Below are 16856 nucleotides of genomic sequence, written 5' to 3'. Positions count from 1 at the left end.
TCCAGCAACACAGCAAACAACCTTAGCCGCCTGTAAGGCGCTAAGGTTGTTTGCATTGAAAGTTATCTTTTTTGCAACTGCATATTCTCCAGGCCAAAATCCTCGATGTCAACCGAGACGTCCACCGTTATGGGAGCTTCGGCGAAAATGCGCTTCCATTGCGGCTTTACCTTGGCCCATACTTGCGGATGCTGAATGCGCAGCTCGTTGCCGCAGCCGATGACGTCTGTCTGGTACTTGCGCTGAATCAGGTCCAGCGTTTTTTGCGTCATCAGGCGGATTTCGCGTTCGACGTCTCGGCGGGAATCCTGCAGCAGCCGCTCAATATCCAGCTTGTTCTCCGTTATCTGCAAGGGACGCCAGTCCTCCGAGATGCGTCCGCGGGATCTGATCTGAACCCGGAAGGAAATCTGATCGCCGTTCACGACCGGGATGATGCGGGAAGTCATCTTTTTGACTTCGTATACGAAAGATGGTTTGCCCTCGAACTCTGGAATCCGTACGAGTCCGCCGGTTTTTTTACCGTGCAGCCAAGCAAGCCCCTGCATTTCCAATGCTCCCATATAACCAGTAAACCGTTTGGTGGCGCCGTCTATGACGGCACCGCTATGGAACATTAGCTTGCCGTTGTATACATTCAGGCTTTGGAGCACGAAGCTCGTGCCGTTCGTCAACTTCTCCATCGTCTTCTGTATCGTCAATAGCGGGAGCACCCGCGTGGAGCGGAATTGATTGTCCGCGATGCTCATAATGGTGTCCGTAGGGATGTCGTTTCCTTTTACCGAGAACACGGATTTTGCATCGCTTTCCGTAAGGAAGATAACGCAGCTCTCCCGGTAACCTTCGTCACGGTAGAACATATTGAGCAGCCTGATTAAATCGACTTTTTCAGCCAGCTGGCGGCTAATTAAGATGACTTTGGCGTGCTCTGCGAAGATGGGGTTCGTCTCGAGGGCGATGCGCCGCGTCAATTCGTGCACGGTGTCCCCAGTCACTGTAATGTTTGTGAACGGCTTCGCCGTGGACGAGCCGGACGGCATGCCGGACGCAATCTTCGGAATAATGATTTCGAAGGTCATCTGCAGGCGGTTCGGGTTCTGGGGCAGATTGCCGTTGTTCCTTCCGACTGCTCCTTCCTCGGTCATCTGTTCCGGAGGAGCTTGATCCAGAGCGACCCCGCTCGTGATGGACAATTGGTTGATCATGCGCGCATCCCAGCAGCCGGGCAACACGAGCGAGGCGAGCAGCAGACATGACCAGCGTGCGAGGTGCCGACGCAGCTTAAGCTTGCAATTAGGCTTCATGTTGCGATCGCCTCCGAATCCAATTCATTACCATGCAGAGCACAGGCACGACCCCGACAGTGAAGAGAAATAAATATTCCACATACCGGAACAGAGACAGAATGGCGAACGTGCTTCGAGGCAGCATGGCCAGCATATAGATGACGGGCAGCACAGCAAACGCGCCTCCATATGGCCGCCGCACTCCGAACACCTTCAGCGAGGAGACGAGCAAATAGTGAAACAACATGAACGCTGTATAAATCTGCATAATCCATATTGCCATCAGGAACGAATCGAACCGTTCGAACAAGATGCCGGTATACTCAAACGAACGGATAAGCGAAATCAACGGCCAGGTGACTGTCTTCGTCGCTTCGGTCGACAGTCCTCCGATGACGGCGATATAACTGAAGAAGTAGACCGCGGTCGTGATGCCGATACCATACCACACCGCCTTATAAGCTTTTTCGGGATGTTTCATGCGGGCCGGAAGGATATACATAATCTCAAACCCCAGAAAATTCATGGCGGACGGCCAGATGCCCTTCAAGACGGGGTATACACCTTCCCCGAGCACCGGACGTAAATTGTTGGCATCGAAGCTCTTCATACTCAGCGCAAAACAGAAGAACAGCACCAGCACCGTCAGCGGCAGCAGCAGACCGCACATGCGGGAAATGGCTCCGATCCCTCCGAAGACAAGGTAAGCCGACACGCACATCATCGTAATGATGATGACGGATTTGGGCGTTTGCTCCAGCAAGAACATATCGACCACTTCCGCGAGCACGCGAACTTCGTAAGCAGCAATGCAGACGAAGTACACGATCATGACACCGACAATCAGCCGGCTCAACCAGACGCCGAACAGCGTCGGGCTGTAGTCGAAAAACGTTTGTCCCGGATACCGGGACCCAATCTTCACCAGCCACGACGCGAAGGCAATTACGATGAGGCCCCCGATCATGATCGGAACCCAACCGTCTGGCGTATCCATCGCGACGGCGAGGAGGCGTGGCAGCGTAAGAATACCCGTGCCGAGTATGGCATTCGCCAGAATGACGGCGACTTGGGTTGGCGATAGGTCATCAGGATTGAGATTGGCGGCCGGACCCATCCCTATCTCCTCCTTTCTTCGCGATGTCAGTTTCCCGCTGCTGGTCTTGCGGCTTCAGCATGCGCGGCCGAAGCACCAGCTTGAACAATGGCAGCCTTAACAGAAAGTCCTGCCAGTCGTTAGACCGGAACGGCACGGCCGGCGAGACGTAAGGCAAGCCGAAGCTCTTCAGCTTGACGACATGCGTCAGCAGCATGAGGATGAAAAGGATGATGCCGTACAGCCCCAGGGTGGCTGCGCAGAACATCACGATGAAACGCAGCATCCGAATGGCAACGCCCGCCTCATACTGTGGAATGGCGAAGGACGTAATCGCCGTCAAGGCAACGACGATGACCATAAGCGGGCTGACAAGGTGGGCTTCCACCGCCGCCGTCCCGATGACGAGTCCGCCGACCAGCCCGACGGCTTGCCCGACTGGTTTGGGCAGGCGCAGGCCCGCCTCGCGCAAAATTTCGATCGCTATTTCCATCATCAGCGCTTCGACCAAGGGCGGGAACGGTACCCCTTCGCGCGTGCCTGACATCGAGATGGCAAGCTTCGTCGGGATAAGACCTTGATGGAACGAGATGAAGGCGATGTACAGCGCAGGCCCGAACAAGGATACGAAGGCTGATACATAACGCAGCACGCGGAGAAGTGATCCCGGGATCCAGCGGGTGTAGTAATCCTCTGGCGTCTGCAGCAGCATGTTGAAGGTGACGGGCGCGATGAGCGCGAACGGCGACCCGTCCAGCATGATGGCGACCCGTCCTTCCAATAGTCCGGCAATGACCCGGTCGGGTCGTTCCGTAGTTTGCAGCTGTGGGAAAGGGGACATATAGTTGTCCTCGATCAACTGCTCGATATAGCCCGATTCGGGCAAGTCGTCAACGTCAATCTGGCTGATTCTCCGCTTCACTTCTTCGACGAGTTCGGGTTGAGCGATGTCCTGAACGTAGAAGAGGGACACTTTCTTCCGGTTGCGCTGGCCGAGCTCGAAGCCGATTACTTTGAAGTTCGGATCGTTCGTCCGGTCGCGGAGGATAACGGTGTTGGCGCGCAGCGACTCGATGAAGCCAAGGCGCGGACCGCGTACGAGCGCCTCGGTCGAGGGTTCGTCGATAGCGCGCAGCAGCTTCGTCTTAGCGCCGATAAGAATGGCGTGGTCGGATCCGTCTACGAGCAAGACGGCGGAACCAACCAGCATTGCCGAGATGGACCGAGTCAGGCTGGCCGTGTCTTCGAGCTCGCTCATCGGAATCCATTCGAGACGCAGTCGACGGACGAACCGATTCGGATCCATCCGGTCTGTAACTCCATCAGAAGACAGTCTCATGAGCGGTTTCAAAACAAATTCGTCCAGCAGCTGCTTGTCGGTCGCGCAGTCCATGTACAGCAGCATGGCATTCATGTGCTGTCCGAATTGAAATGGACGCAAGTACAAGTCTGTATTGTCCCCGATCTGCTTGCAGATTGCATCCACATTTTGGTTCAGCGATCGGTGCAGCATTGCTTCATCCTCTGTCTTCTCCGGCGGCTGCCGCAGTTGAGAGCACAGTGTCGGCTGGGCCGAGGCTTTCGGTTTGGATTTTAACGATTTCCACCGTTTCATGAATTGCTCGTTCGTGCCGAGCCAGTGGAATAGCCTGTAGACAAGATAGGGAGCTAGGAAGCTGAACCCAGCCGCCAGCCATATGTCCCATGTTGGAATTTTCAATAACGATAGATCTCTCATTATCATCACCATATTGTGTAGGATGCGCATTCCAGTATGGAATATACAGCGAGTCTCACTGTGTTTATCCTTAATTGGAAGCTCATGTATCGATCCGCTCAAGATAATGCTGCCGACTAGTTGTCATCATTCTGGAAAATTGTACAGGTTTTTTGAACTATAATTATAATTTGTCGAATTTCTCCGATCTATAATAGAGTAACAACATGAGCCTCATCTCAGACGATGGTTCCTGTTGCCACTTTAACAAGGGGAAGGAGACCAGTTAATGAATAAGATGAAGAAATGGGCCTCTTTGTTGCTTGCCGCGGTCTTGATGTTGTCAACCATGCAAGTATCATATGCCGAAGGAGGTGAGGCTCAAGAGATGAAAAACTTAGCGCCGCACAGCACATATTCGTATTCCGAAGCGCCGCACCAAGAGCATCAAGATAACGGGAACAGATTGACAGATGGAAAGTTTGGAGATCTGAACGCGTTCTGGGATTCCGCTTGGGTCGCATTCTTAGGTGGCAAAACGCGTGAGATTACATTTGATCTGGGTGAGAACAAATCGGTAGGACGCATTAAAACGCATTTTTTGTATGAAGGCCCTGCTGCAATTTACAGTCCGAATATACTCTCTTACTATGTGTCGGAAGACGGACAGAACTGGGCGCCTGTGAAGCATATGGCTTCTCCGGAACCGATCTGGGCAGATAAGACTGCTACTGGCGTTGATTACGTATGGGATGGTAAAGTGGACGGTGTTCCTCATCCTTCCCGCAACGCGAGTAAAGCGTATGCTCGTTACGTGAAAGTAGCGATAACGACTACGGTGTGGGTATTCTTAGACGAAGTTGAGATCTATGGCGTTGATGGGAAGACAAATGATGCTTTTAATTTGAAACCGGTTACACCTGATTATTTGAAGCCAGGTCGTGATACGGCGGACATTCGTGATTTGTTGTTATTGTACAACGGCAAATATGAAAATGATCGCGGCGACTGGAAGAAAGACAATATCATCCCATACGTCAGCTATGTCGACGAGCAGGGCAATTCGACGGACTGGATGTATGACGGGGTGCTGTATTTGGGTCTGAAAACAGATGATGATCAGCGTGACTTCGGCAGCACTGCCTTATTAAGCGATTGGAACTGGTACTTAGATAAGACGTTCAAATCGGATGGTGACATGGCTAACTTAAACGAAGCAGTTAAAGAAGCCGGAGCCAAGCTCAATGATTCCAATCATAAAGTTAAAGTCGTATTGATGATTCCGTATGCAGGCGAAAAGATTTCTGACTTTGGCGATGTGGACGGCGACGGCGTGTCCGAAAATTTCAATGCTGCCGAAGTTGGCGAAGAAGCAGCTTTTGCTAACCGTACGAAGGCGATTCAATGGTATATGAATCAAGTGAAAGAACGTTGGTTGCAAGGTCACTATGATCGACTGGATTTGGTTGGCATGTACTGGTTGGCCGAAGGCGTAGAGCATGGAAGAGAAGCCGTTGATATGAATCTGCTTAGCTATTCACGTGACTTGGTGCACCAAGCAGGCAAGAAATTTTTCTGGATTCCGTTCTTCTCTGCGAACATGAACTTTGCAGGAAGAGCTCTCGGATTCGATGCAACCGTACTGCAACCGAACCACTATTTCGACGGAACGCAGGCAGCACGAGTTGATGATGCTGCTTACTTGGCGAGACATCACGGACTTGGGGTTGAAATGGAAACAGATGAACGGATGAATCATGATCCGGAATTCCGTAAGCGGTATCTTGAATATCTGAACAGCGGTGTGGATAACGGATTCATGACAGGGGCCTTCAAGGCATACTATCAGGGCGTGGACGGACTCTTGGAAAGCGCCCACAGCACCGATTCGCGCGCACGCGAATTGTACGATTGGATGTACCAATTCATTAAAGGAACCTATCAGAAGCAACCTGTCACGTAGTGCTCTACTAGGCGCCAGCCGACAATTTAAACCGAGCGAAGTGGACGGATCCTCCGTCCGCTTCGCTCGGTTTCTTTATACGAATCAATCTCTCCTGTGGGCACATTGTAATTGCCTCATACCGAAATATACATAACAGTGAAGATAGATTAGGCGTGCCATCATTAGTTCTGCTGAATACTAAGCTTTGCGTGCCAAGATGAGCTCATGTAAGTAACATTTTCTCACTTTACCATCATAATCGTTAACAATAAGAGTCCCTATGCATTCAAAAAGACGCTGTCGAGTCAATGGTTCAAGAGTTCGGTGATCGGAATACGTTGCTAATAAATCGAGATATTGTTGACGATTATAGGTTTCCTCCGTGACATACCTTCGTATGACAGGCTGCTCATACAATCCGCACTGTACAAGCTCTTCTGTATCGGGATACATATCCTCCATGCGGGGAAGTTGGAGCTGTTCTGAGTGTGGCTTATATTGTTCATAATACGTGCAGCGGAAGGCAGTTGCGTAAGCTTGTGCAATTCGTCAAATAGGGAGTCTGGATAATGATTCCGGGCTTTATCGTATAGCTCCGCGACTTCATTGAAAGTTGCTCGTTTTTCGGTAACCATGTGAACCTCCTCGAAGAAACCAATTGATATGTTCATATCAATTTTAAGTCTTGCTCTCTATAAATGGAAGCAAGCACGATTAACTTTTAATCATTGTCTTCCGATATTTAGTTAAGAGCTATATTATTTAGAGTAATTATCATGTGCAAAAAGGAAGTGTGAGTATGCGTATTCATTCTGGTGGAAGCCATACGTTTACCGCTCAACGAGCGAATTCCAATGCGAACAAAGAGTTGTTTAGTTCTGTGCTTATGGAAAAAGAGGCGGAGAAGACAGAGGATAAGCAAGGTGAGGAAAAAAAAGGGAAGTTAGTTACTTGTAGGGAAGGGGCTTATGTGCGGCAATATATCGTTAGGCCGGACGGCACCAAAATTTTGTTAAGTGAAGCAAAGCAAGCCGAGGACGAATCCATAAGTGCCGTTAACGATCTGCACCGTCTTTCCGAAAAACAATATGCAAATGAAGATGGAATGACTCAGAATACGAAGGATGTCATCAACTTGCTGAATATGCAGGCAGGGGCAGGAATGCAGATGCAATTCAAGGTTTTATCGAGTATAGAAGAAGAAAAAGCATAACTATTGCAATGTTTTACATGCGGCCTTCGAGATGTATAATCTTGAGGGCTTATTCTTTGTATATAATAGTATGTAATACCACAGGTTAAGGGAGATAGTTTAGGATGAGTTTCATTTTAGAAACAGAAAGACTCTATTTAAGACATTTCGAAGCAGAGGATGCTTCCGCTTTACATAAAATATTTTCGGATGCGGAATCGATGAGATTTTATCCAGCTCCATTTACAATGGAACAAACACATGCTTGGATTTCTCGCAATCAAGGGAGGTATAAAGCGGATGGCTTTGGATTATGGGCGGTGTGTTTAAAAGATACGGATGAAGTGATCGGAGATTGTGGACTTATAACACAAATCATTAACGGGGCAGCTGAAGTGGAAATTGGATATCATATCAATAAAAGATACTGGTCGAAAGGATTTGCTACCGAAGCAGCGTTAAAATGTAAAGAATACGGGTTCCAACAATTAAAGAAAAACAAATTGGTAAGCATTATCGCTCCAAACAATATTCAATCCATCAGAGTAGCAGAAAAAATAGGATTTACATTTGAAAGAGAAGAAAATATTTTTAATAAGAAGCATTTGATTTATTCAGGAACAGGGTGCCAGTCTTGAGCTGGGCTTGACTAAATGTCTTGAGAAAATAAAGTATTAGACTGAAAATAAAGTATTAGACCGTATTAATTATAGTATCGTAAATAGAGGAACGGTTAGTTAATGCTGATGGATCTGTGTCGTTTCGCAAAGTTGAGAATCCCTATTTCTTGACTGAAAACGTTTGGAGTGTAGATGTGATAGGTTCTATAACTAATTTTCATGATCAGCGAAAAAAATATAATCGATCTAATAAAAACATTCGGTTCGAGTTTTATAGCCCATTTGTTAATCTTGAAATGAAGTATGTTGTGTTCCATAAGTTATTTAATGAGGATTGGTCTTTTTCAAGCTTATTCGGAACTAATTTCACGAACATAAACCAGCTCACAAGATTTCTTAATGAAAAACACCCTCGACTAGGATCACTACTTGATTTGGACATTGGTAAGTCAGATCGGGAATGGTTATTCTGGTTGGAGAAACAGAACATCCGCACACATACAATAAGGGAACATGATGTGTACGGAGAACAAATAATCAAATGTTCAATTGCACATTTTTTAAGACATATGCGCTTTTCTATATCACAACTAATCGATGCTCGCGAGGAATGGGACAAAGACCGTTGGGACATTCGAATTTTGTATGATACATATAAGAAAAATTATAATATGTCGAAATCTCAATATTTTATTGACTTCTCGAAAATTAAGAACAGCGGCTTTAATTAAAAATTCAATTGAGAACAGTAATGAAGACAACAATCCAGAAAGATATATTTTCATAAGAATTCGTGGTCCAAGGAAAGGTAGACCTTATTCTCAATTATGGGTTGGAGAGAAATTGAACAGCTTGGTAAAGAATGTGAATATCACAGATGAATGCGGTAACGTATTCTACTTTAAAACTCATCAATTTCGTCACACCTATGCAATTAAGATGCTAAACGGCGGTGCAGATATATTAACCGTCCAGGAGTTATTGGCCCATGCATCTCCAGAGATGACAATGAGCTATGCAAAACTTCTGGACAACACTAAACGCAAGGCGTTTGAAGCCGTTGTCAAATAAGGCGTATTTAGCTTTGATATGAATGGGGAGATATTTGAGATACAAAAGGATGAAGATATCCCACATGATATCCTGGAAACGCTGAGAACATCAACTTTAATAGTGTGGCAGTTGATGCTGGCATTAGCAAAGCAACGCTCTATAACAATCCTGAGATACGAGGACGCATTGAATCGCTACGTCAACAGCAAGCTCAAGTGCCGACACCAAAACAAATCAAGCGAGAGATGGATGAAAACAACAAGGACGCCATCATTGCCTTGCTAAAACGAAAGATGAAGAGGCTCGAAGAAGAAAATAAAGAGTTGTGAGTACAACTTAAGTTTTCCTATGCAGAGGTCTATCAAAAGATTTGAGGGAATATCTGTTACCTTATTCAGCTAACGGGACACGATAGTTGAATTACACACACTGATGAGCAGGCTGCGGCAGCCTGCTCATTTTATGTGCGCCCAGCATGGGCGCTATCTCTAGGGTTCAAGTCCCGAACGGTGAAGGCAGTAGTAGCCGTAGCTTAAGACAAGGGTGTCGACCGCGAGGTCGAATCTGAAGGAAGTCGGCGGCAAATCTCCGGTCTGAGGAACACGAACTTCATATAAGGCTAGCGTATGTTGGATGAGGTTGCATAACAAACCAAAGTCCTTACTGCCAAAGGCATACGAGAGTAAATGAAGCAGATAGATGGAGAGGAAGATAGCGCTCTTACCTGGGGAGATCTGTATGAATGCAGAGTAACTCTGTAAATCTGCTTGTGAAAGCAGACTGAACATACAGAAGTCAGCAGAGGTCATAGTACGACAGTTGTGACGACAATGGTCGGAAGGGCCGAACATGTTATAGGAATTGAACGACTTGGATTTCGAATGTAAGTGATAAAGGCAGACAATCTCCTGTTTTTTTTCGGAGACCTATCTGGAGAAAGTAGCGGTGAATACGCGAGGGTATTCAGAAGGGCTGAGCTTACAGCGGCATGAACAGAAGAACAATTCACGCAAGGAGTATATCAACGAATGATAGAACTACTATTGTCACGGGAGAACTTGCTGACAGCGCTAAAACGCGTTGAGGCGAACAAAGGGAGCCATGGCGTAGATGGAATGACCGTAAAGGAGTTACGAGTCCACATTCTACAAAATTGGCGAACCATTCGTCAAAGCTTGAAACAGGGAACCTATGAGCCAAGTCCAGTCCGTCGGGTCGAAATCCCGAAACCGAACGGCGAAACTCTGTTATTAGGTATACCAACCGTGACAGACCGATTTATTCAACAAGCGATTATGCAGGTATTGACTCCTGTATTCGACCCTACGTTTTCCGAACATAGCTATGGATTTCGTCCACAAAGGCGAGGGCATGGCGCAGTAAGGAAGGCGAAACAATTCATGCAAGAAGGATACCGGATCGTGGTAGACATTGATCTGGAGAAATTCTTTGACCTGGTTCACCATGACCGACTGATGGCGAGACTGGCAGAGCGAATAACGGATAAGATGCTGTTAAAGCTAGTTCGAAAGTACCTACAATCGGGGATACTCCAAGATGGACTCGTACAACTGAGCCGAGAAGGAACCCCGCAAGGAGGCCCGCTGAGTCCGCTACTGTCCAATATTGTACTAGACGAGTTGGATAAGGAATTGGAACAGAGAAGCTTAAAATTTGTGAGGTACGCAGATGACTGCAATATCTACGTAAAGACATGGAAGGCAGGAAACCGAGTAAAGCATTCGATAACGCAGTTCATTGAGAAGAAGCTAAAGCTAAAGGTGAACCAAGCGAAAAGTGCGGTAGACCGTCCATGGAAACGAAAGTTTCTCGGATTCAGTTTTAGTGCGGATAAAGCAAACCCGAAGGTAAGGATATCCCAGACATCTTTGCAGCGAGTAAAAGCAAAGATAAAGGAACTCACCGCTACTACGCGTTAGCTGATACACCATCTATCTTTAGTGCACTCGATTCATGGATACGTAGAAGATTGCGAATGTGCATCTGGAAACAGTGGAAACTGCCAAGGACTAGGGTTAGCAACCTGATAGCATTAGGTATTCCGAAAGGGAAAGCATGGGAATGGGGGAATACGCGGAAGAAATATTGGCGTAGTGCGTACAGTCCAATTCTCAGTCGTACATTGAGTAACGAATACTGGTTAAAGCAAGGGCTGAGAAGTCTAATGTATAGATATAATCTTCTGCGGAATATAACATGAACCGCCGTATACCGAACGGTACGTACGGTGGTGTGAGAGGACGGGGGTTAGGCACCCCCTCCTACTCGATTAAGCTACGGGCAGGATTGTGTAGCACCAAAACAGGTCAAGATCGGGCAAGTTTCTATCAAATAATTGGATGGATAAAGGAAGTTGAACATGTTAGAGAGGATATATAGTTCTGACACACCGCAGACAACAGTGACAGGAAGTAGGTAACCGACTCCCTGTAACATCTATTCTCAGAATGAACCACTTTCTCGACAAGCTCGCAGAAGTCGGATCTACGGTCCGATTTCTTCCTTCAAATTCGTATTATTTTTGATACTGCTGCTGAACCGCCTCTGGTAGCTCCTCGAAGGTAACCTCTTCCCAGTACGTGACGCCCCGAATCAACGTGTTATATAGCTGAACATAAGCGCCTTCTCTCAATTGCTTTCCGGCCGAAAAACCAAGCTTCTTCTCCTTTCCTTTCTCGTTATATGAAGTCAGCTCATAGTTGTAACGCCCGTTCTCATCTTGAACACCGAGGCCGGTTATCATCGTATAATAGATCGTTTTTCCCGCAGAATTTTCAGGCGTCAGCTTCTCCGAGTTGAAGAAGAACATCAATAGGCATGCCCCAACCACGAGTATGAGCCCCAGCACAAGCAATATTTTTTTCATGATAAATTCCTCCTAACGCAATCAGGATGAGACAATATCGTTGTTCTTCAACCGGCGAATAGACATCGACGCAAAAATAATGATGAAAGCCAAATTGATCATCCAAAACAGAAAGTTCTGCATGTCAGTCAACTTATCCTGACTCATCACACGCATGCCAATATTGAGCAATGAGAACGGGAAAAACATTCCCAACTTGGCAATATACATGCCCAGACCGATAAAGACCGCGCACAGACTAATGCCGATAGGCGTAGCAAAGCTGCGGATCCGCAGCGAAAGTCCCAATTGAAGAGCGCTAATGGACATACAAGCATACCATCCGCGTATCGTCCAACCTATAGTCTCTACAGGGAAAGGCCCAGGTAAGGAGAACAAGGTACCTGCAAGCCAGTAGAGTCCCATGAACAGCGCTTGCGCGAACAAGATTAAAATGCTAACGACAATCAATTTGGCAAGAAATACACTGGCAACTGATACAGGAGAGGTCATAACCATATTCCAATTTCGGTTTAAATGCTCTAGTCTACATATATAGGAACAACAGATGGCAATCAGAATAGGCAGGAAAAACACACCGTAAAATAGGCTGGCCTGGGTCCACAGGCTGTACCAACCATTTTGCAGGGCACCCTGGTTAAAATAATAATTCGCACATCCAATCAACAGACTTATAATTGGAAGTACAGCGATTACAAGACCAATCCGGGAATGACGCAGTTTGAGCCATTCAGCAGAAATACTTCGTTTCATTAACTTCCCTCCTCAGATTTCCTGCCGGCTTACATGGATGTTCCCGGCGATATAGAACAGGACGGTCATAATCAACGCACCCAGTACAATTCCAAAACTTTCTGGCTGTACCATATAGGTGTTCGCAGCGTATAGATAAGTAACCGGGCTGAGATCCAAATAGTAAGACCAAATAAAAATATGTCTAAAAGCAGCCGGAAATAATCCGGCGGTCATTCCGATGAAGCCGCCCAGCATGCCCAAGCACAGCGCAAAGGCCTGATTTTTAATAGCAAAAGAAATCCATTGTTGAAGTGCTGTGACAGCGAGAGTCGTCAGTAGAGTACCCCCAATGAACCGAATCAGTAAATCGATAGGAAGCGTACCGGGAAAATCCTTTATGACTCCGAACACGATGATGAATAAGGCCTGTACAAAGATGCCATACAGAAGCAGACTATTGATGCAAATATACTTCGCTGCGTAGAGATGCCCGCGCCCCACATTGGTAGCAACAAGCATTTTCCAGGTCGTTCCCTTATGCTCCATATCGCAAATACGTGAGACAACAACGGCCGAAATAATCGGCATAAAAAAGCCATTCATGGAGGATATACTAAAAATAATAGATTCCCAAACGGCGTGATCCGGATTGCTCGCAATGGACCGGCTAATGGACATAAAAGCCCATAGCATCTCTACGACAAGAAATAAGATAATCATGATCCATATTTTTTTGCGGCGGATTTTGAAATATTCCAGTCCTAATATTTTGATCACAAGCTCCGCTCCTTTCCTGTCAATTCCAGGAAAATATCCTCCAGACTTTTCTTCTGCTCCTCAATCCGAGTGACAGCGATTTGATGCTCAACAAGCAATCTGTTCATTTCCGCCACTTCCGTATCCTGAAGATTGCTAAGCTCAAGCCGGCTGCCACTTTGTGTTGGACTGTATCCTTTAGTGAATAGTAACTGCTCCGCTTTGGCATTGTCCCCTGTTTTCATAAAAATGGCGTTTCTATTTTTTTGCCGCAGGCTTGCCATACTGCCCTGGTACAACAGATTCCCTTCGCTGATAATGCCTACTGAGGTAGCGATCTGTTCGATCTCCGAGAGAAGGTGGCTGGAGAGCAATATCGTTATTCCATAGCGTTCGGGTAATGATTTGATGAGCTCCCGAATTTCACCAATGCCTGCGGGATCAAGTCCGTTCGTCGGTTCATCGAGGATCAACAGCTTGGGGAAGGCTAGCAGGGCCATTGCGATTCCCAGCCGTTGCTTCATTCCTAGCGAATATTGTTCAGTTTTTTTGTTTTTCTGATTTTCCAGCCGTACAATACGAAGCGCCTCATGTACGTTTTTATCTGGCACGTTCCGCAGGCGCTGCATGACCTTCATATTCTCAAGCCCTGTCAAATGTCCGTAGTAAGAGGGAGATTCAATCAGTGATCCAGTACGTTGCAGAATGGATGGCCGATGTTTGCTCAGGCTTTCCCCGAAAATTTGGATTGTCCCTTCAGTAGGCTTGATGAGTCCGAGCAGCATTTTTAGCGTAGTTGTTTTCCCCGCTCCGTTTGGACCCAGAAACCCATAGATTTCTCCCTCCTGCACATGTAAATCAACCTTATTCACACTGTTAATTGCCCCGTACGTTTTGGACAGATTTTGCGTTTGCACAATAGCTAATGCACTCATAAGAAAGTCAGCTCCATTCAAGTCATTTTAAATATTTCCCCTCTGTTTCAACAGTAAGGAATCCACCTTTCCTTAATCTTTAGAAGACCTTACGCCAACCTTAAATAGAATCTGAAAAACATGGTTTATCCCCTTGTTCATGTATAATAAATTCAGGGTGGTGCAGCATGGAGAATTTAAAAGACAAAAAAATATTAATTGTAGATGATGAACCGGAAATCAGAACTATGATAGAAAGATTTTTAAGAAAAGAGGGCTTTTTCCGCATTTACACAGCAGCCGACTGTGCTTCAGCTCTGTCGATCTGCCGCACAGGCAAGCCGGATTTCGCGATTCTCGATGTCATGCTGCCTGATGGCGACGGATTCTCGCTTCTGTCTTCCATTAGACAGTTCTCGGAAACTCCGATTCTTTTTCTCTCCGCACGGGGTGAGGATGAAGACCGATTGCTTGGACTAGGTTTGGGGGCAGATGATTACATTGTGAAACCGTTCCTACCGCGGGAGCTGGTATTACGGCTTATGGCAATACTGAAGCGGGTCTACTCCTCTCCCATGGTGGAGCGTTTGTCTGCTTTTCGATTGGGAGAACAGAGCATTGATCTGGATAGCGCTGTTGTGCACAGGAATCAGAAAGAGCTGCCATTGACGGCAAAGGAACATGCGATTCTTGTAAAGTTGTACGAAAACCAGAATCGAATTGTCACAAGTGATGCCTTATGCCAGGCTGTTTGGGGAGACGACAGCTATGGTTACGAAAATACATTGATGGTCCATATCAGGCGGGTACGAGAAAAAATCGAGCTCGATCCCTCCAAACCGATCCATCTTCTCACCGTCAGGGGACTGGGATATAAGTTGCTGGTGAAGGAGATACGTTAGTGGAGGGAATTATTCGCATATTACGCCGGTTTGTCGCCACGACCATCTTTATCTCGATATTTCTGCTTATTTTTAATTTCGTACTACTGGGCACGCTGGTGTTCACAGAAAACTACAAGCACCCGTCCCCAGAAGGCATGATTAAGCAAGTGGCCCAAGGCTTGGAGAAGCAGGTCGACAGCTTTCAACTGGACGAGCAGGCTACCGAGCTTCTGAAGCAGAATCATGCCTGGGCCATGCTTCTCGGTGATAAAGGTCATGTGAGATGGGACTACCATCTACCTAATGATGTTCCTAAATCCTACAATCTAGTCGATGTAGCCAAGTTCTCGCGGTATTACCTTATGGATTATCCGGTTTATACGTCAGAACATATGGATGGCCTGATGGTGGTAGGGTATCCCAAGGAAAGCCACTGGAAGTATCAATTGGATTTTCTTCCAGATTGGATAAGCTCGTTGCCTCTGCGGATTGTACTACTGCTACTTTGTAATTTAGCGTTGGCTCTGCTGATATCTATTGTCATTGGCACGCGTCTCATAAGAAAGATACGCCCTCTGGTGGACGGAGTTCACAATCTAGCCAGGGAGCAAGCGATTCAGTTGGACGCCAAAGGTATATTCGGTGATTTAGCCCAGAGCATTAATTCCGCGTCAGCTATACTTCAGAGAAAGACAGCCGCGCTGCAAGATCGGGATGAAGCACGCTCCAACTGGATTGCCGGGATTTCTCATGATATTCGGACGCCTCTCTCGCTCGTTCTCGGTTATGCAAGTGAAATGGAGGATCATTCGGACTTGCCAGAGGAGCAGAGGCATCAGGCCGGTATTATCCGGCGCCAAGGCGAGAAGTTACGCTCACTTGTAAGTGACCTGAATCTGGTCTCCATGCTCGAGTATGAAATGCAGCCTTTGCATTTGAAGCACATCCGGTTATCGGTTTTAGCTAGACAGGTTGTCACGGAATTTTTAAATAACGGATTGGATGACCGATATGATATTGAATTGAAACTGGCCGATGAAGCGGTTCAGATCCATGGGGATGAGAAATTACTGCTACGTGCAATCAGTAATCTTGTCCAGAACAGTGTGCGTCATAACTCGCAGGGATGCAAAATCATAATAGAAGCCTCTCTATCCAAGGACCGCTCCCAGTATCTCTTTATCGTAAGGGACAATGGACGGGGAATCCCACAGGAGCAATTGGCGGAGATTACCGAATTGTACTTTTCAACAAGGAGAAAGCGCCCTATCGAGCAAGGTCAAGGCCTGGGGCTTCCGATGGTGGCAAGGATTGCGAAGGCGCATCACGGTCGTCTCGTTCTTGCAAGTGGTGTGGACCAAAGAGGTCTAACAGCGGTTATGGAATTCCCTGTGCAGTCACAGAACGAAAAATTAGACAATGAGAACATTTGATTACATATGGTTATGGTTAATCTTTAAACTAATTTAGATATCATTCCAAACACGTGAGGTGCGCTTTGAACTTAATACAAACGATCTTCCTCAAGGAAAGTATTTCTGTATTGCAGAAATCCGTAGGTAGTTGAACTAACGGAGAACGTTAGTTCAATAAAACAGCGGCAGTCTAATACTTTATTTTCTCGGCACACTAAAGGGATTGATAAATGATGAAATATGAAATCATAAACTGGTTAAGGGAAATATATGATGACTTGGCATACATATTTTCAAGCCAACAGTATTTAAATGAATTAATAATATTGCAAAGCGAATTCCCAAAGATAGATATG

12 protein-coding genes and 3 pseudogenes are annotated in these 16856 nt (G+C 46.5%); 8 read left to right on the top strand and 7 right to left on the bottom strand.

The features are described 5' to 3' along the window. Positions 1-62: 62 nt before the first annotated feature. Genes M3650_RS27255 through M3650_RS27245 form a run of 3 tightly spaced genes read right to left on the bottom strand, consistent with a single transcriptional unit; the run spans position 63 to position 3997 of the window. Positions 63-1304 carry a Ger(x)C family spore germination protein gene (locus M3650_RS27255; protein ID WP_251579324.1) on the bottom strand — a complete coding sequence of 414 codons (1242 nt, stop codon included), beginning with the start codon at positions 1302-1304 and terminating at the stop codon, positions 63-65. Next, entirely contained in the window at positions 1294-2403 is a 1110-nt protein-coding gene (locus M3650_RS27250) for a GerAB/ArcD/ProY family transporter (protein ID WP_251579322.1), read from the bottom strand. Before M3650_RS27250 ends, M3650_RS27255 begins: the two co-directional genes overlap by 11 nt. Next, the gene (locus M3650_RS27245) at positions 2375-3997 is read right to left on the bottom strand and encodes a spore germination protein (protein ID WP_483311796.1); all 1623 of its coding nucleotides are present in this window, start codon (positions 3995-3997) and stop codon (positions 2375-2377) included. The genes M3650_RS27250 and M3650_RS27245 overlap by 29 nt, the downstream gene beginning before the upstream one ends. A gap of 391 nt (positions 3998-4388) precedes the next feature. On the opposite strand from M3650_RS27245, the gene M3650_RS27240 reads away from it, so the two are divergent. From M3650_RS27240 to ltrA, 6 genes and pseudogenes are all read left to right on the top strand, one after another. After that, positions 4389-6062, top strand: coding sequence for a DUF4855 domain-containing protein (locus M3650_RS27240; protein ID WP_251579318.1), 1674 nt, complete (start codon positions 4389-4391; stop codon positions 6060-6062). An 868-nt stretch (positions 6063-6930) separates the two neighbouring features. After that, on the top strand, positions 6931-7257 hold the full coding sequence (locus tag M3650_RS27235; RefSeq protein ID WP_251579316.1) for a hypothetical protein: 327 nt from the start codon (positions 6931-6933) through the stop codon (positions 7255-7257). 104 nt (positions 7258-7361) lie between these two features. Next, positions 7362-7874, top strand: a complete 513-nt coding sequence (locus tag M3650_RS27230) for a GNAT family N-acetyltransferase (protein WP_251579314.1) — start codon at positions 7362-7364, stop codon at positions 7872-7874. 699 nt (positions 7875-8573) lie between these two features. Then, positions 8574-9011: pseudogene (locus M3650_RS27225) on the top strand (tyrosine-type recombinase/integrase); the annotation flags it as partial. Further along, a pseudogene (locus tag M3650_RS27220) lies at positions 9011-9238 on the top strand (DUF6262 family protein); the annotation flags it as partial. The pseudogenes M3650_RS27225 and M3650_RS27220, both read left to right, overlap by 1 nt. 699 nt (positions 9239-9937) lie before the next feature. Next, positions 9938-11130, top strand: a pseudogene (gene ltrA / locus M3650_RS27215) (group II intron reverse transcriptase/maturase). Positions 11131-11445: 315 nt separating this feature from the next. Here the strand turns inward: ltrA and M3650_RS27210 are convergent. Genes M3650_RS27210 through M3650_RS27195 form a run of 4 tightly spaced genes read right to left on the bottom strand, consistent with a single transcriptional unit; the run spans position 11446 to position 14222 of the window. Continuing rightward, complete coding sequence (locus M3650_RS27210; RefSeq protein WP_019423097.1) at positions 11446-11796, bottom strand: YxeA family protein; 351 nt, start codon at positions 11794-11796, stop codon at positions 11446-11448. Positions 11797-11817: 21 nt separating this feature from the next. Next, positions 11818-12549, bottom strand: a complete 732-nt coding sequence (locus tag M3650_RS27205; protein ID WP_251579310.1) for an ABC transporter permease — start codon at positions 12547-12549, stop codon at positions 11818-11820. Between the two features lie 12 nt (positions 12550-12561). Continuing rightward, complete coding sequence (locus M3650_RS27200) at positions 12562-13308, bottom strand: ABC transporter permease (protein ID WP_251579308.1); 747 nt, start codon at positions 13306-13308, stop codon at positions 12562-12564. Then, positions 13305-14222 (bottom strand): ABC transporter ATP-binding protein, encoded by a 918-nt coding sequence (locus tag M3650_RS27195; RefSeq protein WP_233696732.1) that lies wholly within the window; start codon positions 14220-14222, stop codon positions 13305-13307. Before M3650_RS27195 ends, M3650_RS27200 begins: the two co-directional genes overlap by 4 nt. A 167-nt stretch (positions 14223-14389) precedes the next feature. Here M3650_RS27195 and M3650_RS27190 point away from each other — a divergent pair, with 167 nt between their 5' ends. Further along, positions 14390-15103, top strand: coding sequence for a response regulator transcription factor (locus M3650_RS27190; RefSeq protein ID WP_233696731.1), 714 nt, complete (start codon positions 14390-14392; stop codon positions 15101-15103). Further along, on the top strand, positions 15103-16518 hold the full coding sequence (locus tag M3650_RS27185) for a sensor histidine kinase (protein WP_251579306.1): 1416 nt from the start codon (positions 15103-15105) through the stop codon (positions 16516-16518). The genes M3650_RS27190 and M3650_RS27185 overlap by 1 nt, the downstream gene beginning before the upstream one ends. Positions 16519-16856 lie beyond the last annotated feature (338 nt).

It is taken from the genome of Paenibacillus sp. MER TA 81-3, assembly GCF_023713585.1.
GTDB classification, from domain to species: domain Bacteria; phylum Bacillota; class Bacilli; order Paenibacillales; family Paenibacillaceae; genus Paenibacillus_B; species Paenibacillus_B profundus.
The sequence above is the reverse complement of the archived record's forward strand: the minus strand, read 5'-3'. Positions and strand labels throughout refer to the sequence as shown.